This window comes from Terribacillus halophilus, assembly GCF_900162685.1.
GTDB lineage: Bacteria > Bacillota > Bacilli > Bacillales > Amphibacillaceae > Terribacillus > Terribacillus halophilus_A.
The window spans coordinates 710,624-731,638 of sequence record NZ_LT727828.1 but is presented as its reverse complement, the minus strand read 5'-3'; the positions used below and the strand labels follow the sequence as shown (position 1 = coordinate 731,638).

Below are 21,015 nucleotides of genomic sequence, written 5' to 3'. Positions count from 1 at the left end.
CAATTACTTCACCATTTATTAACAGTTGCATAATAATCCTTTGCTAGACTTGGTTCGACATATCCTAGAAAAGGAATGGAGTGTACGTATTGAAAATAGCTGTATTGATTCCATGCTACAACGAGGAACAGACTATCGGTGACGTTATTGAAGCTTTCAGGAAACAGCTGCCGAATGCAGATATATACGTGTTCGACAATAATTCAAAGGACAAAACAAGTGAAGTGGCACGAAAGCATGGTGCGATTGTCCGCCAAGAATTCCAGCAAGGAAAAGGACACGTTGTTCGTACTATGTTCCGCAATATTGATGCTGACTGCTATGTAATGGTGGATGGAGACAACACGTATCCCGCTGAATTTGTACATGATCTAATTGCGCCAATTCAAGAAGGACGAGCAAATATGGTCATTGGTGACCGACTGTCAAATGGTACGTATGTGAAAGAAAATAAACGTAAGTTCCATAACCTTGGCAATACGATGGTAAAGAACTGTATCAACTTTCTTTATAAAAAGAAACTTAACGACATTATGACCGGATACCGCGCTTTTGACCGCTTGTTTGTTAAAACAATGCCGATTATGAGTCCTGGTTTCGAGATAGAAACAGAAATGACAATCCATGCGTTAGACAAGCGGCTTTCGATTGTCGAAGTGCCGATTTTGTATCGGGACCGTCCAGAAGGAAGTTATTCAAAACTGAATACATTAGCAGATGGGCGCAAAGTTTTGTATAAGATTTTCACGCTATTCAAGGAGTATAAACCGATGCTATTCTTCACAGCATGGTCCATGCTGTTTCTTGTGCTCGGTTTAGTTGTTGGAATACCAGTTATCGTTGAATACTTTAATACGCAATTCATCACTCGTGTACCTTCTGCTATTCTGGCTGTCGGGTTGGTTGTACTATCGGTGCTGAGCTTCGGCTGCGGTGCCATACTGGATACTGTGGCTTCCAATCAGCGAAAGCAGTACGAATTGGAATTGAATCGAATCCAAGCTGAAACGAAACCAATACCTGTCCAAGGTATGACTAGAACTGGAGGCTCTATGTAATGCTGCAATTCCGAAACCTTTTGATAAGTGTGGCTGCAGGTTTTGCAGCCACTATTTCTGTATTAGCTGTTATGCAGGAAAGACAGGATACATCACTTTTGAAGTATGCTGTTCTTACTGGGATTAGCATCTGTTTCTTTTTTGCTTTCTTGACGTTTCGCAGGGGGATAACCCATGCGATTCTGGAACGTCGTTACATATTAGCTGGTATTACGCTGCTGTCTGTATTCACATTAATCAGCTTAATTGACTGGCCGCTGTTTCTTAATCGTCCTTGGTATGAGACGGTTATTATTGATTTCCTTTCACTGGCAACTATTTTCTGTTTCTTTTCCTTTATTGCCTTTCTCCTATTGAGAGGGGGATATGTTTGGCAGCGTTCTGAAGTAAGCAAGTGGACGATCGTATGGTATATGCTGCCGATGCTCTTTGTCTGGATGTTTTATTTGCTGGCCTTCTTCCCAGGGAATATGAGTCCGGATTCTTTGAACCATTGGCGGCAAGTGGAGAACATGGAATTTAACAACTGGCATCCATTTGCTTATACAATGGTCATTCTAGCATTAACGCAAATTTGGGATTCACCAGCTGTCATTGTTGTTTTCCAAATGCTGCTTCTGTCTTTTGTTTATGCATATGGACTTTATTCCTTCCGCCAATATGGCCTTGGAAAGAAAATTGCGTGGGTAGCGGCTATACTTTGGGCGGTACTGCCAATCAACGGTATCTTCTCCACCATTCTCTGGAAGGATGTTGTTTATAGTACTTTTATCGTTTTCCTGACAATCTTTGTTATGAAGACTGTATTACAAGAAGGGAAAAATCTGCGCACATGGAGCGGAATTGCTACCTTTACAGTCGTGTTATTAGGAATTGCATTTTTCCGAAATAACGGATTGCCGATTGCCATTCTGACTGCAATTGGCATGCTTATCGCCTACCGCCGCATTTGGAAGCAGCTGCTGACACCGCTTGTGCTCGTCTCTGCTCTTTATGTGATTGTTACTGGACCAGTGTTTACAGCATATAACATTCAATCAGCCAATCCGAATGAATCCTTGAGTATCCCAACACAACAAATAGCTGCTGTTGTCTCTCAGGACGGAAATCTGTCAGAGAAACAGCTTACTTACTTGGATACTATTCTGCCGATAACTGACTGGGATGCTTATAATCCGTATTTAACAGATCGAATCAAATTCCACGACAATTTTGATGATGAAGTTATCGTAGAAGATATGGGTAAATATCTATCCGTGTGGTTCGATATTGTGAAGCAAAATCCCGCCTTGGTGATAGAGGCTTATTTAAAACAAACCTCATTAGTATGGCAAATCAATAAACCAGTTGATGGATATACGAATCCTTACACAATTGATGTGGACCCTAATGACATGGGACTTGAAACAAAGCCGGTCAGCCAAGCATTGTACGATTCTGCAGACTATTTACTAGAGACATCTCGCTATCATACAGAAGAACTTTTCTGGCGCCCTGCTGTATTCAGTATTCTCATTATCTTTTTCAGCTTGATTGCTTCTCGTAAGTTAGGAGCAGTAGCTTGGCTGCCGATCTTACCAGTTCTTTTTAATACAGCGACAATCTTTGTCGGCTTGCCAGCACAGGATTACCGTTACCTTGTAAGCAATGCAATGGTAAGTATCTTCTTCCTGCTCTTTGCTTGTCTGTATAAGAAAGGAAAGGAGCCAGCTTATGGCGTACACGCAGCCCGAAATTAATCCGCAGCATAAGCCCAAGCTTGGCCTTGCGTTGATTCTGCTGTCTGCAGCTTTCACAAGTGTTGGGCAGTTACTATGGAAGATTGCGGATGGAGAGATTAATCTTCCTCTCCTGATTGGCTGCATTTGTTACGGTGCAGGAGCGGTAACAATGATAACGGCGTTTCGATTTGGTAAGCTAAGCGTGCTGCACCCGATGCTAAGCCTTGGTTATGTGTTTGCATTATTCATGGGGGCGTTTTTCTTAGAAGAACATATTTCACCAATGCACGTCTTTGGCACTGCATTAATTATTGTCGGTGCCATTTTGATTGGAGGCGGAGACAATTAGCTGGATATTATTAATCTCTTGCACACTGCTCGGAGCATTTGGCGGATTCTTCTTCAAACGAGCCAGCGACCCGCTGGTAAACACTTACCGTGCTTTGTTCATCGGGCTTGCCTGCTATGGTTCAGCAGCTATAATCAATATCTATGTGCTGACGCTGCTTCCCTACTCGGTCGTCTTCCCGCTGACGGCGATTACGTATGTGTGGACGCTCTTACTTTCGTATTATTTTCTCAAAGAACATATTAAATTGCGGCAAACTGTCGGTGTCGGACTGCTTGTTGCTGGCGCCGCATGTCTTGTCCTTTAAAAAAAGACTCCCATTTCATACATCATAAATGGGAGTCTTTTTCTTCTGCTATATTCGTATTAATTAACCTGTAAGGACGAACTCTCACCAGCTCGGTGAATTGCTGTGATACATGTAAGGTGGAAAACTTAAAGTCTGTATCTGCCCACCTCATGATGAAACCAACAGTAGCTGCCATTTGAAAATGAATCATCAAATCATAATCCACTGGGATACTCGGTTCCTCCGTTTTCATATAGAAATCTCCAGATAAGCATGCAACAAAAACGTTCAGCATCTTGTCATGTATATCTGAATACAAGATTCGCAGTGCCTGTAAAACGCGTCTCTCCTCATAGATATGTGTGAAAATCCGCATCGTTGACGGAGCCTGCTCTTGTAAATTAACATAAGCACTATTTTTATAAGGCTCTAGCAATGCTATTGCAATGCCATCCAAAAAATCCTGCAAAATTCTTTCTTTCAAGCTCTCCTTATCGGCAAAGTGCTTGTAAAAAGTACCGCGATTATAATCTGCTTTATCAGCAATTTGCTGAATACTGATTCGTTTCTCTTCTTCAGCTAAAACCAAGTCAACATATGCTCGCTTAAGCGCGTTTATGCTCCTCTTGCTACGACGATCTGTCTTCCCATTCATCAACAAAACAGTCCTTTTTGTTTGTTTATTATCATTCTGCTGTATTATTTTTATACAAGTGTTGATTAGGTTACATTACCCAGATTATTGCGTATTGTTACTTCCCTGTCAATGCGCTAAGATTACTGTAACAAGGTATACATTGATTTTTCTGTTCGAAATTTAGGAGGCTAAGCACAGTGAAGGAATTTCATAATAAGGTCGTATTGATCACTGGTGCTGCCGGTAGTATCGGGTCAGCTGCAGCCCTAGCTTTTGCTGATGCAGGTGCAAAGCTTGCTTTAGTTGATCTATCACAAACAGCTTTAGAAGAAGCTGCTGCTTCTATTGACACTGAAAAGCTTCTGCTGCCGGCTGATGTGACGAGTGAACAAGATACAGAACGTTACGTCCAAGAAACAATTGATCATTTTGGACGTATTGATGTGTTTATTAATCACGCTGGAGTAAGTGGTGATTTTCTTCCAATAACGGAACAAACAGCTGAAAGTCTTCAAGAAGTGCTCCAAGTAAATGTTGTTGGTGCTTTTCTTGGATTAAAGCATGTGCTGCGCGCGATGATTCAACAAAAAGGCGGTGCCGTCGTCAATACTGCTTGCGCTGGGAGCTTGCTAGGCGGTCCTGGTATGAGTACGTATGTAGCTTCCAAGCATGCTTTGCTCGGCTTGAACAAAACTGCCGCTTTAGAGGTAGCGGAGTATGGAATACGCATAAACGCGGTATGTCCTTCGGCGGCTGATACAGAGTGGATGGATGCGATTGAAACAAAAGCCGCCAGCGGGCACGAGGAAGCCGCTCGCCGCGGTTTTGAAGCAAGTGTACCTATGAATCGTTATGGAAAAGTGAAAGAGATAACCGACGTCATGCTCTTTCTCGCTTCTAATAAGGCGAGCTTTATTACCGGTTCTTATTTCCGCATTGACGGCGGTCAAGGAACAACTTCCGTATAAAAAAAGAAAGACGAGCGACATAGATTGTCAGTCTCGTCTTTTTTATTTGGTCTCCAATTCATCTTTTAATTTATCGTAAAGAATACGCGCACCTTCCGGACTAAGGTATAAATTATCTGCATACTGCTTATTCTCTGATGTAATCTCTCCGGTTATCGCACAAGTAAAACCAGGCTGATATTTTCGGAAGATGATCTTATCACCTTCAACGAAAATTTCCACTGGATCTTTCTCCTCAATGCCGAACTCTCTTCTAATTTCTTTCGGCACAACAACACGGCCAAGATGGTCAACACGTCTCGTTATTCCAGTGCTTTTCATGAAAACGCCTCCTTTACTGTGATAGATTTACTATACTATATTTTTCTAATTATTGAAAATCTTATGGTTGAGGAAGGAGCACAAACATCGCTATGTTCGTGCTCCTTCCTAATTACTGCAGAATATGTTGAAGCTCACTGCGTGTACGTTCAGCTATTGCTGCTTCTGATCCGAGATAAAATATCTCTGGCTGCTTGCCAATCTTGCTTAGGAGTTCTCTTGTTGGTTTCGTTACTGCATTTGGCCTTGTTAAAACGATAGGAGCATCGTACTTTGCTCCCAGTGGCGCACCGGACAGGCTATCTACTGTCGTCTGACCATTAGCAAAGAAGACTTTATCCGGATTAGATTCGTAGTACTTCTTAATAACAGCCGCATTGGTTGCATAGCGGTCAGGCCCATAAACACGTTCGACAGAAGCACCAAGTAGCTGAATCTGGTTTACTACACGTTTTGAGACGACTGTTTCACTACCGATGATTGTTACTTTTCTAATGCCATTGTTTGTTATATACTTCTTCACTTCCTCATGCAGTGTGCCCGTTCTTGTCAGCAAGATTGGGATACCTTCTTTACCAGCATGCGGTCCAATTGTCAGCGCATCTGGTGATTTTTCATCTCCGACAGCCAAGAAAATCTCTGAAGGCTTACTAGCCACCTCCGTCACTTCTTTCGCTACCTCAACAGCTGTTGCATACCGGTGCGAGCCAGCAATACGTTTTATGCTGCTCTCCGGGAAATGTTTACGCAGCTCGCTCTCCACGTTACTCGAAATAGCCGGTTCCGCGCCGATAATATAAATTATGGATGGATTTAGTCTATCAATTTCCGTAATTGTCACTTGTTCTAGTTCATCTTGATCCGTCAGTAAAAGTGGTGAATCTAGCTGTGCTGCCAAGACGCTTCCGGTAAATGCATCAATCGGCAAATCACTGCGCCCCAGCACTACTGCTTTCGGAGACTCTAAGTGCCAGCCGTAATTGGAGATACTGGCACTTGTCGCATTACGTCGGGCACCTTCTAAGTTGTGCACGACAACAGGCGCTTTGGTTAAGTAGCCGCTGGCAACATAACCGTTTTTCCCGCTGCTTGTTCGAACAGGGTACCAAACGTAGTGATTCACATTAGAATCATTTGTTTGGTAGTTTCCTGTTATTGTTAGTTTCTCTCCTCTAGGCAGTGATCCGATTTTAGAGCCGTTGGGGCTGCTGCGAAATGTCAGACTATTAGCCGTAACATAAGCTGTACTGCCTTTCTGGAAGTTCTGCGTGCTTTCGTGCAAGGGGCCTGGAGTAGTTATGTGATCTGTTTGGAACGAGAAGTACGATCCAAGCTTCCCTGTGATTCTTCCAGGAGTGAGTAAGTGCGTCGGGAATGGTGTCGTAGAAATCAACGACTGATTCTCCATCTCCTTATAAACAAGCTCCTGATACGCTGTCTGCGGGTTAGCAATCGGATCATTGCGCTCTAATCTGCCGTTATAAGCTAGAATAGCAAAATACCAGTTTTCCAGTTTATCAGGGTTTCCATCGTTTACTATCGGAATTAAATGATAAGGTAAGCTGGATTCAGCTTTTGCATTGGCTTCGTTCCACTTATCCTTCAGAATCTTCATTCCACGCTCAATGTTGTAATCAATGTCATACATCAGACGTTCTATCTCGGCCTTATCATCGCGATTATAATCGGAGACCTGCATAATACCGATTCCGATACAATCATAGCCTATCACGACATTCGAACCATCTGCGATCGAGCATGACTGCTGATAGGAAGGCGTGCTGCCAGTCCAGTACTGCTTCCAGCCGCTTTCGCGAAAGGCGATCGACTTCACAATCTCCGGCGGCACATTGTACGCATTGGCGGCATCCGTCAGCTTTTTGCTAATTTCAGCGTAGCTTGGATTCGCATGATCCGCAGAACTTGCACGGAACATACTCCTTTTTACACCTTTATCTGCCGCTTCGGTACGCTTTCCTTCTTGCTGTACTTGCTGCGGTGTAACTGTAAATGCTTCGATATACACTTCCGTTGGGGCTGCCAACGGTACATTCTGCTCTATCTTTGGATAGCTGACTTCAACTGTTGCTTTTGCTTCATCTACTGTCAGTCGAGCTCCTTCAAATAATTCAGATTGATAAATGCGTTCCAGGTTTTCTGCTGTGACATGTAAAATGTCGAACTGCAGCGCTTGTGCCGTACCGTGCTTTCGATACTCCACAATCAAATAAGAGTCATTCTTAATGGTCGTTTCTTTAATGGAAGCTACATCTGTATCCGGGATAGTTGATGTATAAAGTTCCTCTGCATCTCCAGTAATTTGCAGCGAGCTATTCTCTGCGTTTATCACCTTAGCTACTTTTCCATCCGACAATTGCACGGTGTCTGTACCCGCTGCAAAAGCATAGAAGCTTTCCTCGGCTTGTACATCTAACGGCCGAAGCACTGCTAAGCAAGCAAGAAATAGACCTGCAAAAAGGACACTCGCCAACGTCGATCTGTTCTTTTCCACCTGTTACCCTCTTTCTGTTCCTAGATTCGCAGTTCAATGGTTTCTGTCGAATTATGTAACTGCTTCTTTTTCACTATAGAAAGAGCAGGTGGATTTTACTAGGCACAAAGACAAATCTTAACATTCTATCATACGTTTTTACATTTAGTTAACAAAATAAAGCCCAACTGATTGTTGGACTTTTTTGTTATTAAACGGAAAATATCTTTGTTAGACGGGGCTTGATTGCATCCACCTCATAAGCGGCTGCAGTTTTTTGGGCACCCGCTTTTATCACCTGTTTGGCTTCTTCCGGAAGATCCATATAGGTAATGATACTGGCAGCCAGTTCTTCCGCCGAACCAGGTTCAAAGAAAAAGCCATTTCTGCCATTTTCCATGTAATCAAGCAATCCAGCCATGCGGCTGCCAATTACAGGTGTGCCGCAGGCCATCGCTTCCAACCCAACGAGACCAAGGCTTTCCCCTTCGCGCATGGTGGGAAAACAGAAGATCTCCATACTATTGTAGACACTGTTCAGCTTTTGCTGGGACAGCAGTGGGAAATGAACGAGCACTTCCCGAAGACCGTAGCTGTCTACCATCTTCTCAAATGCTTCCTTTTCTAAACCATCTCCGATGAACAATAGTTTGTAGTTGTCCAATCTGCCTTGCTTCTTCAAAATTTTTGCGGCTTTCAAATACACGTCCCAGCCTTTTCCTCGATCGATGCGGCCAACAAATCCGATATATTTGCAGGAAGTATCCAACTCTAATTCTTGGTAAGCATGCAGCGGATTCTTTTCATAGAACGTTTCCTTATTAATACCGCCTGAAGGAAAGATCTCAATTCGATTGGTCAACCCGTATTTTTGCAGCACAAGCTGCTTGTAATACCCGCTTGGCGTAATAACAGTGTCGGATACCTCTAATAGCCGCTTTACATAGGGCTGATATTTCTCTCGTTTTTTGAATTCCGGTACTACATCACTGCCATGCACATTTGTATAAATAACCATATTTTTATTGAGCTTTTTCGCTATTAACACAGGAATAGAGTTATGCGTGGCATAGTGCACATAGGTGACGTCATATTTCCGAAAGATAGTTTTGCCGATTATGCGGAAAAAGTGACTTCCGTATGCCAGCAGCTTTCCCATGGAGCTAGATTGTTTCGTGACGACAGTACGGTCAAATGTCACACCTGCTTGGGCAAGTATCTTTTCTGTATTTTCGACAAACACACCATAGTTGGGATGTTCTTTGCTTGGATACATATTAGCGATTAAATGAACTTTCATGAATGAGCCCCTTACGTACGTGATTGTAAACAAATTGTACGCTTATTCACCAATTGTTGCAGTATGATTGGAGATAACTTTAAAAACAATTTACAATCAATGATCCAATAATCTAATCTAACCATCTAATCCAACAATCAATAATCCAACAACCCTAGCAGAAATTCATAACTTGTAAACGACTCCCGGAAGTCTGACCAATTGATCTGCTGCGGTTTCCACGGTGTCACAAACGGCTCGTTTTCATAATAATCATCTGGCTGAGCCGGTATCATTGTACCCGGTTCAATTCCTGAAGTTATAGCTGCTTGCTTGTCATTCTTAGCTCCGACTTTGACTTGAGTCGTGAAGGCCTGTCCGTTAGCCATTGTCCAGACCTTTCCATTTTTTATTTGATCAGGTTTTACTGCAGGAGCTTGACTTGCATAAGCAAGCAAAATATCCGTCTTGAGATGATAACCCGCCACTAACTTATCAGCTTGTTCTTCATCCGATTGATACGATGCCTCGAAGGTATATAAGCTTGTCTTATCCTTGATGGATTTAGGCTGATCCGCCAACTCGGTAATTTCGCCTTCTAAAACAGGACCATCATCTGCTACTGCTGCTTTTACTGTCATACCGCTTTGCACCAATTTCCGTTCTGTTTCTTCCAGCTCACCAGAGATAATCAAGTCACTGCTATCAATCGTCATGACCTTCGCTTCTCCAGGCTCGGCAATGTCGTTGATTGTGCCAGAAGCCGGACTTGTGACCGTAACATATTCTCCTGTAGCTTCTAACTCTGCCAGCTGGTCTTCCGTTGCTGAAAGTGTCGCCTGTTTCTCAGCAAGCTCTTTTTCCAGACTGATGCGATAATGTTCCTGTATTTGAGCTGTCTGTTCTTCTGTGGCCTGCTGTAATGCTTCACTTATTGCTTCGGCACCAGCATTCTCTTCATTTTCCACATCTACATTCTCAAAGGATTCCGGAATAGTTATATCTTCTGGTAACGCTCCTACAGCTGCATCTGTCTCATCTATCTGGTTCATTGCCTGTTCCACTGCTGCAGCCTGCTCTTCTAGCGTTGTAATGGATGTGGAGAGTTCTTGATGTGTTTTTGGATAATTATTAACCTGATATGTAAAGAGTTCATCTCCCTCTTCGACTGCATCCCCTTTATCCACAAGCATTTCCGATAACGAACCCGAACCTGCTTGGAGGTATACTGGAATTTTATCTGCGGAAGCAAGCACAGCAGGAGCGGATAACGTTTGTTCCACATCCTGGGCCATCACCTGCTCCCAGTCCTGAATAAAATTCGTTCGTCCAATACGGCCTTCATCATCCCAGAACAGAAGACCGATGTTAAGTAATACAAGGACGACTGCTGCTGGCAGAAAAATTTTCTTGATCATCCTTTTAGCCCTCCTATGCAAAGATGAATGCGACAAGTTTATTTCCAATACCGCCAAGCAAGGTAAGTAACAACACATAACAAAGATACATCATGCTTACGACAATCCATACATGCCACCGTTTTGCTGGAAACAAGACAAGCAGGCATCGAGTCTGAAAATATAAAACGAACAACTGGAATATAGACACAGCACCAAATAAACTAATCAGCCATTGTTTATCTGTAAACAGGTCTGCAAGCACACCGAGCGAAAATGGCGACCGATTCCATTCCAATCCGGCAGCTGGTAATAAAAGCAGCCAGGTTAATGCTTCAAATAAGAAGACGATACCGACACTTAGCTGCACCACCACAAGCTTTTGATACGGAATTTCATAAAATAAATAGAATACAAGTGATACGACGAAAAAGACTAGGAGACCTGCTGCCAAACCAAACACTAGCCGTCCAATTACAAACCAAAGTTTGGCGTATTCATAGTCAGCTCCAGCATAGTCACCTCTTAATTGATTTAATGTTTCTGTCCCCGCTCCGATCCATCCAAGTGCCGCATAGACGATGCAAAAAGCAATCAGGAGCAAAGTCGTCCATAGCCAATGTCCCCGCAGAGTTTCCGCTTCCCGCAGCTTGAATAATGTCTCTTTCGGACTAGTCAGGAGGCGGAAAGGATTTGTATGATATGTCATGTTCGGTCATCCTTTTTCTATGTATATAGTAAAAGATTAACTTAATTTCTTAAAATTTGCACATTATTTTACAATAAAAAAATAGACTGGCGAAATACCAGCCTATTTGGCGAATGTGTTGCTCGGTCTGAGTGCTCTGTTTGTTTTTGCCTGACGGGGTACAACCGGACTGCGTAGTTTTGCTTTTACATACTGCAGCAATATATACGTAACAAGCGATAGTCCGTATAAGATTGGTGCATATAGGAGCCCCCAAGCAAATGTATGAATAAATGGTGACTGATCCAATGCTTGATCAAAGATGCTGCGCCATAATGTGTGGATCAAATAGATTCCTACTACATTTTTGGCGACAATACCTACATAACGATGCTTTCCGATATTCCGTGTTTTCAAGGTGAACAACAGCAGGAACACAGTTAACGGTATCGTACTAATGAGGTACTCTCCTTGCGGTAAATCCATTTTGTAATGAAGAATGAACCGCTCAATTAGATGCAGTGCAAAGCCAGATACTGCAAGCATCCCAACCGTTCTTGCCTGCACGTTGCGCATTGCTTGCACAAGCTGCTTTTCATATAAGCCGAAACAAGCTCCAAGCGCCGTATAAAACAATCCGAAGTAAATCCCATTCCGCGTTGTCTCCTCCATCGTAACATGGAAAAGCGGGCCATATGATTGCCCCATCAATCCAATTAGATTGAGTAAAAGACCAGCCAATAATGTCAGTTTAAGCAGGTGCAGACGGTACGCTGCGTAAATGATGATTATGGAAAAGATTAAAGCGAACATAAACCACAGCTGGTATTGCGTATAAGAAATGCCGTCCAATAATGTACGCCATTGGAACGTATCTTGGAAATAAGCTGTGAGTGCTGCTTTTTGTTCACTCATCGTTCCAGTTGAAGTGGTGATAATCTTAATAAAGTCATATATCCAATAAAAAGCGAACCATGCTGCCAAAAGTCCAATTAGCTTGCCGGTATAGCGCTTGAAATAAGCAAATGTATCTTCCGTGCGTTCCAGTTTCATAGCAAATAAATAGCCGGATGCAGCAAAGAAAAATGGTACAGAGAAGCGTGCGAGTGTGTCTATGATGAATGCCCAAGTTTCCCCGTTTCCAAATGGAACAGCCGTATCACGAAACGTGTGTGTATGGATACAAACCACGCCGAAAATGGCTAGGCATTTAAAGAAGTCGATGGAGTAATTTCTCGTCATGTGCATCTACCTGCTTTCTTTGTTCTACAAAATACTATCCGTCCTTCCTCCTTTATATACCCCCTGCTCCCCTGCCCACAAGGCTTTTAACAGAACTGTAATGACAATACAATCTAGATGCAATATGATTACAAACTCTATCCACTGGACCTTATTTTTTCCACAAAAAAAGCACTTACTCTCGTAAGCACTTAATTGGCAGTCACTAATGCCTTCAAATACAGATCCAATTTCTTAGCACGGCTCGGTGTTTCACAGCCTGACTGCGTGACATGTTCATCAAATAAATCAGACAGTTCATCGAAGCGGCTGTCCTGTAAAATAGCTTGGTTCCACTCGAATAGCTGGCTGTATTGTTCAATATACCGCTTCATCTTCTTCTCAAATCCGGCCAAATGGTTTGCTGATGGCATACCGAAAAACGTAGCTCGCGCCGGATCGAATATTGGGTAATGTACATTCAGCAAATGCAAAAGATGTGTTACTTGCGGAAACTGCATAGAAGGATTGCCACGGCGGTTTTTCACTTCATACAGCGCTCCTGTTAAATCGATAATACGCCGCTTGTCCGGGTTCCTGGCAGCCTCTTGAAACAACTGGTAAAAGGTCTGTTCGAATTCCTCGGTCAAATTCGGATTTACTAAACCTATGTAATGCTTTAATACGTACCGGAATACCGAGTGGTGTTCGCTTTTTCCAGCTTCCCGGCGTAAATACGCATCAAGCGCGATGTCGTCTTGGCTGATAAATGTCAGAAGCTGTCCTTTATGCAGCAGCAGCTGCTCTAAAAGGCCCACTTCCGTGTATGTGTCGCGCATAAGACAGTTGTCCTCCTCCACTTCTAAGCTACTATTGATAGTTTACATGATAACATATCCAGCTTAGGAAGAAGAAACAATGCGATAGCATTAAGACAAGCTTTGTCCAGCAAAAAAATGTTCGTTATTCAGTAAAGCAATAACAGTGCCAGTCCGTTTGTACTGCTGATCAAAAGAACGCTCAGACGTTTCGACAAACAAAGCCGTGCCATTATAAAACCCTACTTGGGTGCGGCTTTTTGTTTCTTTATAAGATTGAATGTGATAGAAGGATAGCCAGACGCAGTGTGAATTCGTAGGTGAGGAAGTTGGGAGCATAAAAACGCCATGTGCTGGATGTACTGGAATCGGCACCTTCTTATCTGTCCGCAGCAGTCTGCCAATCGCATGTACCCTGCCTTCATAGGAGGAACCATACTGCATGCAGCTATGGTCGATAATGGAGAGAGGTGATTGTTCGACTAGAATTTCCCTGTCTGCTTCCAAGACGCGGGATTGATAAATTGGATCATACAGACGAAGAATTGCTACGGTATTTCGTGTGATTGTATACTGGTCCCTTTTTTCTGTGTGCATGGTTTCCTCCTTCAATAATCGCTTGTACAAGACTATATTACTATAAAGGAGGTTTTTAAAACGTAAATTGAATGTAAAAAATAGTAAAAAAGGACGAAGCATGTCGCTTCGTCCTTTTATTTAATGGCAAATGTAATTTCTGCTTCACAAGCTAGCTCGCCGTCCACTGTAGCAGTTGCTTTTCCTTTGCCGATAGGCCCTTTCAGACGGATGATCTCCACCTCGAGCTTCAATGTATCGCCAGGCACTACTTGGCGTTTAAAGCGGCATTTATCGACACCTGCAAGGAAACCAATCTTTCCTTTGTTTTCTTCTTTCATCAGCATCGCAAACGCACCAGTCTGCGCTAGCGCTTCAATAATCAGTACGCCTGGCATTACAGGATAATCTGGGAAATGGCCTTGGAAGAATGGTTCATTGATGGTCACGTTCTTCTTCGCAACAGCGCGTTTGCCTTCTTCAATCTCCGTTATTTGATCCACGAGTAAAAATGGATAGCGATGCGGGATTATTTCTTTGATTTGTTGTACATCATACATAATATGGTGAGCCTCCTGAATGGTTGTCTTTCCTAAGGTATTATAACAAAAACAAAGCCTGTATGTTTAGCTTGTCTCTCTTGCAGGGTATGTTTTTGTAAAACAGTTGTAAGGAGGTAGCCAAATGCTTAATTTATTATTATGGATTGGCATCATCGTCGTTGCTTTCTGGCTTCTTGGTGTCATTTTTAATATTCTTGGAGGAATAATTCATATTCTTCTTGTCATTGCGGTTATTATGTTTGTTATTTATGCGATTAAGAAGAGCAGGGGTAAGCGATAGAAATAGACATCTCTAGGATGCGAGATATTGCACAAGCCTGAGAAGACTAATTCATTAAGAACTTAAAGAAAATAGCTTAACTTCGTCTAACTAAAAAATCCGAACTCAACTAAATTCTTCTTAATTAAGAATTTACAGTAGAGTTCGGATTTTTTTGAGGACAAACGAATCATTCAATTTATTGATTTATGATTTCTCATTAACTAAGTTATAAATATGTGTCCATGTATCTCTTTTCAGAACATCAAAGGCATTGCCGTCGCCTAGTACGCCATATCCGAAGAGCATACCAAGCAGAAGGAAAATGACCAGAACGACCGGCACGACAAGTAACCGAAGCCAAATTGGAAAGACTCTTCTGCGCCGTTTTTTTGGTGCTTTCTCCCCTTCAGCCTGCTTCTTTTTGTCGTACTCTTCTTTTGTTTGAAGTTTGGATGCATTATCCGGCATAACGTACTGGCTCCTTACTATTATCTAATCTGGTTGATAAGGCCGCTCATCTGATCACTCATGGAGATGGAACGAGCGTTAAACTGATAAGCTCGCTGCGTATTTATCATCGCTGTCATCTGTTGACTGAGATCAACGTTTGATCCTTCCAAGCTTCCTGCCTGCAATTCCACTTCATCTTGTGCTATTGCTTGGGCAAGTGCTGGATCAGCCAATGTAAAGTTATTGTCTCCTGTGCGTGTCAAAACGCGGGGATTATCAATGGCTGTTATTGCTAAATTTGCTTCAACAGCATTTACCCCATTACGACCTACCACAATCTCTCCGCGGTCATTGATTGTAATACTATCAAAATCAGCTTGCAATGCAATAGGACCTTCGGCACTGTTCACAAAATCTCCATCAGCAGTCGTTAAGGCAACTGTTCCATCATTTTGCGGCTGCAGATAGAAATTTCCAGCTCGTGTATATTGTTCCTTCCCATCTTCTGCTGTAATCGTGAAAAATTGGTTGTCATTCACAAGTGCCGCATCCAAGTTACGGTCTGTTGTCTTGATTGTACCCATTGTCATGAGTGGGTTGGTACTGCTTAGATAAGATCCAGTTCCTATATGAATTCCGTCACTTGTGGCCCGATTTTGCTCATTCGCTTCATCAGCGGGCGGATTGTTCATCTGCTGAAAAAGCAAGGAAGAGAAATTCGCGTTTTGTGTCTTGTAGCCAGTTGTATTCGTATTCGCCATATTATTGGAAATAAGGTCCAATCGATTCTGCAGCTGCCCCATCGTGACCGCTGCTTGTGTCATCATTCTGCTCATGTTACTCTCCCTCCTTTACAGCTTCCCAACTTCATTTACTGCTTTTCCTAAACTCTCATCGTATGCTGTCATTACTTTTTGGTTCATTTCAAATGTCCGGTAAGCCTGCATCATGTCGGCCATCGTCTGCTGCAAGTTTACGTTCGATCCTTCTACTGCACCTTGGACAATATTGTAAGTAACCCCGTCCGTCGCTCGAGCATCTGCCACTTGCGCTTCCTCGCTCGCACTATATACATTTTCTCCTTGCTTATCCAGCAGATTCGCATCTTGCACGTACGATATACCAAGCTGTATGTTACGGCCGTCAACAAACTGCATTGTACCATCTGCTGTCAGCGTATACGTTTGATTGTTTGTCTGGATTGCATTACCTTCTGTATCCAGAATATAGCTGCCTTGGTCATTCGTCAGAAAACCTTCTGCATCAATCGTGAAATTACCATTTCGTGTATAAGCTTGTCCTTCAGCTGTTTGTACTGCGAAGAAGAGAGAGCCATTTTCATCTGGGACATTACCGTCTACAAGCGCGGCATCTGTACTAATACCAGTCTCTCGCAAATCTCCCTGAATGAAATTCGGAATAGTTTCTTGTACGTATACACCTGAATTGATGCTGCCAATTTCTTTAGACGTGGTTGTATAACGTGATCCGTCCATAGCGGTCGGCTTACTTTCCATGGATTTCAAAAGCATCTCAGGAAAAGCACGCAGCTGTCCTTGGTCTGCTTTGTATCCATTCGTATTCACATTGGCTAAGTTGTTGGACAGAACTTCTTGTCGGCGCTGCTGGGCAAGCATACCGGATGCTGCTGTATATAATCCTTTTAGCAAAGTGTAAATCCTCCTAGGTTTATCAATTACAATGTTATCTGTTTCTCTCCCCTATATATCGGCAGAATGCTAAAAAAATGAAACCCCTTCTGCAAACAGAAGAGGTCATTTTTTAAACTACTTTGCGTTTTTCCAACTTATCAATATTCTCCAGCATGATACCAGTGCCTTTTGCTACGCAGTCCATCGGTTCTTCAGCAATGAAGACAGGAACCTTCAACTGCTCCGCAAGCAGCTGATCAATACCGTGCAGCATAGCTCCGCCGCCAGTCAAGATAATACCGCGGTCAATAATATCAGCCGACAGCTCAGGAGGCGTCTGTTCCAACACTATTCGTGCCGCTTGTACAATCAATGCTACTGATTCACGAAGTGCTTCTTCGATCTCTTCTGAATATACTGTAATAGTACGCGGAAGACCGCTTACCATGTCACGTCCTCTAATCTCAATTGATTCTTGGCGTGAGCCTTGGAATACAGTTGCAATCTCAATCTTAATATTTTCTGCTGTACGTTCCCCAATCAGCAGTTTGTATTTACGTTTGATATACTGCAGGATTTCTGCATCAAACTTATCTCCGGCCATTCGGATTGATTGCGCTGTGACAATATCGCCCATTGATAGGACAGCTACGTCTGTTGTACCGCCGCCAATGTCAACGACCATATTACCGCTCGGCTGAAAGATATCCATTCCAGCGCCGATTGCAGCTATTTTCGGCTCTTCTTCCAAGTAAACTTTCTTACCGCCTGATTTCTCCGCTGCTTCCTTGATTGCTTTTTGCTCGACTTTCGTGATGTTTGTCGGGCAGCAGATCAGCATGCGCGGTTTGGAAAGAAAACCTTTTACATTGATCTTGTTGATGAAATAGCGAAGCATTGCTTCTGTTACATCAAAATCAGCGATTACGCCGTCTTTCAACGGACGAATCGCCTCAATATTGCCAGGTGTTCTGCCTACCATGCGTCGTGCTTCTTCCCCAACTTCTAATACATTCCCTGTATTCCTGTCCATCGCGACAACGGATGGTTCATTGAGAACGATTCCTTTTCCTTTTACATGTATGAGTACGTTTGCCGTACCGAGGTCAATTCCTATATCTCTTGCCAATATCCTCAGATCCTCCCTGTAAGATAGAAATTTTGTCGCATCCGTTCGAGAACATAATGCTACTTAGTATATATTCTAGCATAAAACATGGAGAATAGTAGCAAATTATGAAAGAAAATAAGGATAAAAGTAGCAATGCCAGGAAGAGAATCGTTGTTCGTTTACAGGATAAAAGTTGTGTTTCAAGCAGGAGATTCGGTATTCGTTTCGACACTATATTTCAACTTGGTAGCTTCTCCGCCGCGTAAATGGCGAATCGCTTTATGATAATCTAGGATTTCCTTTACTTCGTTTGCAAGATCCGGATTGATTTCAGGCAGCCTTTCTGTCAAATCCTTGTGCACCGTACTCTTAGATACACCAAATTCTTTTGCAATTACACGTACCGTTTTCTTCGTCTCCACAATGTGCTTGCCTATGCGCACCGTGCGCTCTTTAATATAATCATGCACAGCTCATGCCTCCTTAAGTTGACGGTTCTTGATGTTCGTGAGACAAGATGAGAAGCAGACGTGAATCATATATGTACAATTTTATGAGGAGTCTAAGATGATGGCGTGTCCGCGGCGTTGAGCGCTTCACACTCGTTCCCTTCAATCATTTGCATTGGTTTGTAACATCTTATTAGCTGCTTCTTTCTTTTATGCCACAAAAAAGACCTTCTCAGCGTGGAGAAGGTCTGCGGTTATCCATATCTTGAATGGCATACATCGGCAAGCGAGAAAAATAGAAGTCTTTATGTCGTCGGATGAATTGATGATAGGAGTCAACAAGAAAATCTTTCTTTTGATAAATGAGGCCATAGAAGTATTTATAAAACGCAGTCTGCTTTTCAGGCTTCCAGACAGGATAGCGCTTTCTTGCGCTGTCGGTCTGCCCGAGCTGGAACTCGATATAAGCGAGTGCATACGGGTCGTCTGTCACGAACCTATGCGGCAAATCAAAGTGAGCAGCTACAATCGGCAGCACTTGTCTCTCAAGCAGCGGGGCTAGAAAAGTGATCTGGTACTGTTTGGCTAGCTTACTTCCTTCAGACAGATGTGAAAAGCTCGCAATCTTATCATCAAAGAGGAAGGTGAGTCCCATCTTATAATGCTGCATCGCTCGCTGGCCTGGCAAATATGTATGTTCCAGAATATTGTTGCTGTGCTTTCGAGCAATAATCAGTTCGTTTCGCTTCCAATGATATTGAAATAGCAGCTTTTCCAGCCGAACCTTCATCATTTGCTGCAGCATGTAATCTTTAATATGCAGGATGGTCTCCTGAAGATCATCGAGATAATAACCGAAAATATGGTAGTCAGAGTAATAGAAGTGCTGATAAATCTTGCCTATTAGAATAAGTGCCTTCGCTTCTGGAAAGTCAGCATTAACTCGGCTCGTTTGTCTTTCATACTCATCCCCTGGCAGTTTGTATATTTGGTACTGAATAATCAATTCGTATAATTGCGCATACGATTTATTACGCGCATGTAAGGAATGCTTATTTTTGTCAATCAGCAGCTGCAGTTCTTTCTCATAGAAATTCATCCCTAGGAAGTCTATTCCCGCCAGCTGAACGTCAGCGGAAGCGGATTGTAAACAAAATCTGGCGGCTAAGTCAGCAGTCTGCTTCACCTCATGGCTCGGTTCTACTAGCTGGATAAACGACCACAGGTCTGTCATCCGGCCAGATGCCGCAGATAACTTGCCCAAGTCAATCGCTTCTTTACGTACACTAGATTGATTCAACTTACTTTTCTCCTCTCACATTCCCAATATTACCCCCATAAAGTCACTTGACTTCGACTTTCTATTTATGCATGGCACCTTTACATTATTCCATCTTTTCAGATAATTACAACCTCTTTCAAGTTTGATTCGTTCGACAAATTACTGCTTTTCCTATTCATTTTGTAGGGCGGCTTTTTGCCTAAAAATGCCGTACAGAATAAATGTTTCACTTCCTCGTAACCACTACAAAAAATACTTCGCTAGTGTTGTAACTTGCTGTTAGAGAACTGTAAAATTTAAATAGAATCGCAAATACACGGAGACTCTTAGACAGTAACAAAACAATCTATCGTTTACTAAGAGAAACATCTTCACTTTCTAAACAACAAAAAACCGAACTACTGTAAATCCTTTTGAGGATTCAGCTAGTAGTTCGGCATTTTCTATACAGTCTATGCTTGCTTCAAATCAAGTCTGAGCGGAAGAGCGAGAAGAAGTTGCATCTTCTTCTGGCTGTTTCTCGTCATCTTGTTTAGGAGCTTCTTCTTCACCAGCATCAGGCTTTGGCTCTTCTTCTTCTTCAGAAGGTGTTGCCTCTGCATCTGTGTTTTCATCTGCCGGAGCTTCTGCATCTGCTTGCTGTTGTTCCGTCTGACCAGCTGTATCCGCTGCATCTTCTTGTACTGCTTCTGATTCAGCTTTTGCTTCTTGAAGCTTGCTTACAGGCTGATTTAGGAATGTTTCTGGGTTCACGGCTGTATCACCGTTACGAACTTCAAAGTGTACGTGCGTTGCTTTATCTTTAGCAAACAAGCTTTGTCCAGCTGCTGCCAATACATCGCCTTGCTTCACTTCTTGGCCTACTTCAACTTTTACATCTTCCAAGCTAGCATAATACGTTGTAACACCATTCTTATGCTCTAGCTGAACAACATTACCGTGCAGAGCGTCTTCTTTCACTTCTGTGACAGTCCCGCTTAATGCTGCGAGGACTTCAAAAGAACCGCCATCTGCTGCAGCGTAATCCACTCCGGTGCTTTGATAGTATTTGTTGTCGTAGAGTACGAGTGCATTCTCTTGGGATTCGCTGTCTGCTTTGTTGTCATAGAACTTCGTTACGACTGTTGCTTCTGCATCTTCTGCTACAGGCGACTTCACAACTTCATCCTGTTCTGCTACAGGAGTTGCTTCCTCATCACCATCAAAAGATAGAGAGTCGAAGATACCTTTGTCTTCTTCTGCTTGATCGGCGTCATTCGTGCCGCTTTGATACCACAATACCGCGGTTAGAAGCAAAGCGGAAATACCAAGATACAATGCTGGGAAAAACCATTTTTTACGGAAAAGACGTTTCCATTTGGATTTTGAAACGTTATTTTTTTCCTTCATAGATCATCACCTCTGCAACCATTGTGGTCACAAAGCTAGATTCC

The 21,015-nt window shown here is 42.8% G+C and carries 23 protein-coding genes; 6 read left to right on the top strand and 17 right to left on the bottom strand.

Annotated features, from left to right (window positions below):
* The first annotated feature begins 89 nt into the window (after window positions 1-89).
* Genes B1K52_RS08330 through B1K52_RS08315 form a run of 4 tightly spaced genes read left to right on the top strand, consistent with a single transcriptional unit; the run spans window position 90 to window position 3,435 of the window.
* Window positions 90-1,058, top strand: coding sequence for a glycosyltransferase family 2 protein (locus tag B1K52_RS08330; RefSeq protein ID WP_077307196.1), 969 nt, complete (start codon window positions 90-92; stop codon window positions 1,056-1,058).
* Window positions 1,058-2,797 (top strand): DUF6020 family protein, encoded by a 1,740-nt coding sequence (locus tag B1K52_RS08325; protein WP_077307194.1) that lies wholly within the window; start codon window positions 1,058-1,060, stop codon window positions 2,795-2,797. Before B1K52_RS08330 ends, B1K52_RS08325 begins: the two co-directional genes overlap by 1 nt.
* A complete protein-coding gene (locus B1K52_RS08320; RefSeq protein WP_077307192.1) occupies window positions 2,772-3,128 on the top strand; it encodes an EamA family transporter in 357 nt (118 codons plus the stop codon). Before B1K52_RS08325 ends, B1K52_RS08320 begins: the two co-directional genes overlap by 26 nt.
* A complete protein-coding gene (locus B1K52_RS08315; protein ID WP_143588856.1) occupies window positions 3,109-3,435 on the top strand; it encodes an EamA family transporter in 327 nt (108 codons plus the stop codon). Before B1K52_RS08320 ends, B1K52_RS08315 begins: the two co-directional genes overlap by 20 nt.
* A gap of 22 nt (window positions 3,436-3,457) precedes the next feature.
* Here B1K52_RS08315 and B1K52_RS08310 read toward each other — a convergent pair whose 3' ends face one another.
* Window positions 3,458-4,072 (bottom strand): TetR/AcrR family transcriptional regulator, encoded by a 615-nt coding sequence (locus B1K52_RS08310; RefSeq protein ID WP_077307190.1) that lies wholly within the window; start codon window positions 4,070-4,072, stop codon window positions 3,458-3,460.
* Window positions 4,073-4,251: 179 nt separating this feature from the next.
* On the opposite strand from B1K52_RS08310, the gene B1K52_RS08305 reads away from it, so the two are divergent.
* Window positions 4,252-5,022, top strand: a complete 771-nt coding sequence (locus B1K52_RS08305; RefSeq protein WP_077307188.1) for an SDR family NAD(P)-dependent oxidoreductase — start codon at window positions 4,252-4,254, stop codon at window positions 5,020-5,022.
* A gap of 42 nt (window positions 5,023-5,064) precedes the next feature.
* Here B1K52_RS08305 and B1K52_RS08300 read toward each other — a convergent pair whose 3' ends face one another.
* From B1K52_RS08300 to fabZ, 9 genes are all read right to left on the bottom strand, one after another.
* Complete coding sequence (locus B1K52_RS08300; RefSeq protein ID WP_077307186.1) at window positions 5,065-5,343, bottom strand: AbrB/MazE/SpoVT family DNA-binding domain-containing protein; 279 nt, start codon at window positions 5,341-5,343, stop codon at window positions 5,065-5,067.
* Between the two features lie 112 nt (window positions 5,344-5,455).
* The gene (locus B1K52_RS08295) at window positions 5,456-7,855 is read right to left on the bottom strand and encodes a cell wall-binding repeat-containing protein (protein WP_077307184.1); all 2,400 of its coding nucleotides are present in this window, start codon (window positions 7,853-7,855) and stop codon (window positions 5,456-5,458) included.
* Between the two features lie 190 nt (window positions 7,856-8,045).
* On the bottom strand, window positions 8,046-9,134 hold the full coding sequence (locus B1K52_RS08290; RefSeq protein ID WP_077307182.1) for a glycosyltransferase family 4 protein: 1,089 nt from the start codon (window positions 9,132-9,134) through the stop codon (window positions 8,046-8,048).
* 137 nt (window positions 9,135-9,271) lie between these two features.
* Entirely contained in the window at window positions 9,272-10,531 is a 1,260-nt protein-coding gene (locus B1K52_RS08285) for an efflux RND transporter periplasmic adaptor subunit (RefSeq protein WP_179106504.1), read from the bottom strand.
* A gap of 13 nt (window positions 10,532-10,544) precedes the next feature.
* Entirely contained in the window at window positions 10,545-11,219 is a 675-nt protein-coding gene (locus B1K52_RS17700) for a hypothetical protein (RefSeq protein ID WP_143588855.1), read from the bottom strand.
* A gap of 102 nt (window positions 11,220-11,321) precedes the next feature.
* Window positions 11,322-12,440, bottom strand: a complete 1,119-nt coding sequence (locus B1K52_RS08280) for an acyltransferase (RefSeq protein WP_179106503.1) — start codon at window positions 12,438-12,440, stop codon at window positions 11,322-11,324.
* Window positions 12,441-12,631: 191 nt separating this feature from the next.
* On the bottom strand, window positions 12,632-13,258 hold the full coding sequence (locus B1K52_RS08275; RefSeq protein ID WP_077307176.1) for a hypothetical protein: 627 nt from the start codon (window positions 13,256-13,258) through the stop codon (window positions 12,632-12,634).
* A 90-nt stretch (window positions 13,259-13,348) separates the two neighbouring features.
* Window positions 13,349-13,834, bottom strand: a complete 486-nt coding sequence (locus B1K52_RS08270; RefSeq protein ID WP_179106502.1) for a competence protein ComK — start codon at window positions 13,832-13,834, stop codon at window positions 13,349-13,351.
* 116 nt (window positions 13,835-13,950) lie between these two features.
* A complete protein-coding gene (gene fabZ, locus B1K52_RS08265) occupies window positions 13,951-14,373 on the bottom strand; it encodes a 3-hydroxyacyl-ACP dehydratase FabZ (protein WP_077307172.1) in 423 nt (140 codons plus the stop codon).
* Between the two features lie 124 nt (window positions 14,374-14,497).
* Here fabZ and B1K52_RS17695 point away from each other — a divergent pair, with 124 nt between their 5' ends.
* Window positions 14,498-14,656 carry a lmo0937 family membrane protein gene (locus B1K52_RS17695; protein WP_143588854.1) on the top strand — a complete coding sequence of 53 codons (159 nt, stop codon included), beginning with the start codon at window positions 14,498-14,500 and terminating at the stop codon, window positions 14,654-14,656.
* 186 nt (window positions 14,657-14,842) lie between these two features.
* On the opposite strand, the gene B1K52_RS08260 is transcribed toward B1K52_RS17695, so the two are convergent.
* From B1K52_RS08260 to B1K52_RS08230, 7 genes are all read right to left on the bottom strand, one after another.
* Entirely contained in the window at window positions 14,843-15,106 is a 264-nt protein-coding gene (locus B1K52_RS08260) for a DNA-directed RNA polymerase subunit beta (protein WP_077307170.1), read from the bottom strand.
* A 20-nt stretch (window positions 15,107-15,126) separates the two neighbouring features.
* A complete protein-coding gene (locus B1K52_RS08255) occupies window positions 15,127-15,924 on the bottom strand; it encodes a flagellar hook-basal body protein (RefSeq protein WP_077307168.1) in 798 nt (265 codons plus the stop codon).
* A 15-nt stretch (window positions 15,925-15,939) separates the two neighbouring features.
* Window positions 15,940-16,758, bottom strand: a complete 819-nt coding sequence (locus B1K52_RS08250; protein ID WP_077307166.1) for a flagellar hook-basal body protein — start codon at window positions 16,756-16,758, stop codon at window positions 15,940-15,942.
* Window positions 16,759-16,870: 112 nt separating this feature from the next.
* Window positions 16,871-17,872 (bottom strand): rod shape-determining protein, encoded by a 1,002-nt coding sequence (locus B1K52_RS08245; RefSeq protein ID WP_077307164.1) that lies wholly within the window; start codon window positions 17,870-17,872, stop codon window positions 16,871-16,873.
* 179 nt (window positions 17,873-18,051) lie between these two features.
* Window positions 18,052-18,321, bottom strand: a complete 270-nt coding sequence (spoIIID, locus tag B1K52_RS08240) for a sporulation transcriptional regulator SpoIIID (RefSeq protein WP_077307162.1) — start codon at window positions 18,319-18,321, stop codon at window positions 18,052-18,054.
* A gap of 211 nt (window positions 18,322-18,532) precedes the next feature.
* Entirely contained in the window at window positions 18,533-19,600 is a 1,068-nt protein-coding gene (locus B1K52_RS08235; RefSeq protein ID WP_077307160.1) for an AimR family lysis-lysogeny pheromone receptor, read from the bottom strand.
* Window positions 19,601-20,050: 450 nt separating this feature from the next.
* A complete protein-coding gene (locus tag B1K52_RS08230; RefSeq protein WP_077307158.1) occupies window positions 20,051-20,971 on the bottom strand; it encodes a stage II sporulation protein SpoIIQ in 921 nt (306 codons plus the stop codon).
* Between the last annotated feature and the right edge of the window lie 44 nt (window positions 20,972-21,015).

What these genes read in the sequence shown, in the direction of transcription:
- fabZ (WP_077307172.1), bottom strand. Translation starts at nt 14,373, where the DNA reads ATGTATGATGTACAACAAATCAAAGAAATAATCCCGCATCGCTATCCA.
- B1K52_RS08310 (WP_077307190.1), bottom strand. Translation starts at nt 4,072, where the DNA reads ATGAATGGGAAGACAGATCGTCGTAGCAAGAGGAGCATAAACGCGCTT.
- B1K52_RS08280 (WP_179106503.1), bottom strand. Translation starts at nt 12,440, where the DNA reads ATGACGAGAAATTACTCCATCGACTTCTTTAAATGCCTAGCCATTTTC.
- B1K52_RS08300 (WP_077307186.1), bottom strand. Translation starts at nt 5,343, where the DNA reads ATGAAAAGCACTGGAATAACGAGACGTGTTGACCATCTTGGCCGTGTT.
- B1K52_RS08255 (WP_077307168.1), bottom strand. Translation starts at nt 15,924, where the DNA reads ATGAGCAGAATGATGACACAAGCAGCGGTCACGATGGGGCAGCTGCAG.
- B1K52_RS08270 (WP_179106502.1), bottom strand. Translation starts at nt 13,834, where the DNA reads ATGCACACAGAAAAAAGGGACCAGTATACAATCACACGAAATACCGTA.
- B1K52_RS08230 (WP_077307158.1), bottom strand. Translation starts at nt 20,971, where the DNA reads ATGAAGGAAAAAAATAACGTTTCAAAATCCAAATGGAAACGTCTTTTC.
- B1K52_RS17695 (WP_143588854.1), top strand. Translation starts at nt 14,498, where the DNA reads ATGCTTAATTTATTATTATGGATTGGCATCATCGTCGTTGCTTTCTGG.
- B1K52_RS17700 (WP_143588855.1), bottom strand. Translation starts at nt 11,219, where the DNA reads ATGACATATCATACAAATCCTTTCCGCCTCCTGACTAGTCCGAAAGAG.
- B1K52_RS08325 (WP_077307194.1), top strand. Translation starts at nt 1,058, where the DNA reads ATGCTGCAATTCCGAAACCTTTTGATAAGTGTGGCTGCAGGTTTTGCA.
- B1K52_RS08275 (WP_077307176.1), bottom strand. Translation starts at nt 13,258, where the DNA reads ATGCGCGACACATACACGGAAGTGGGCCTTTTAGAGCAGCTGCTGCTG.
- B1K52_RS08320 (WP_077307192.1), top strand. Translation starts at nt 2,772, where the DNA reads ATGGCGTACACGCAGCCCGAAATTAATCCGCAGCATAAGCCCAAGCTT.
- B1K52_RS08290 (WP_077307182.1), bottom strand. Translation starts at nt 9,134, where the DNA reads ATGAAAGTTCATTTAATCGCTAATATGTATCCAAGCAAAGAACATCCC.
- B1K52_RS08260 (WP_077307170.1), bottom strand. Translation starts at nt 15,106, where the DNA reads ATGCCGGATAATGCATCCAAACTTCAAACAAAAGAAGAGTACGACAAA.
- B1K52_RS08285 (WP_179106504.1), bottom strand. Translation starts at nt 10,531, where the DNA reads ATGATCAAGAAAATTTTTCTGCCAGCAGCAGTCGTCCTTGTATTACTT.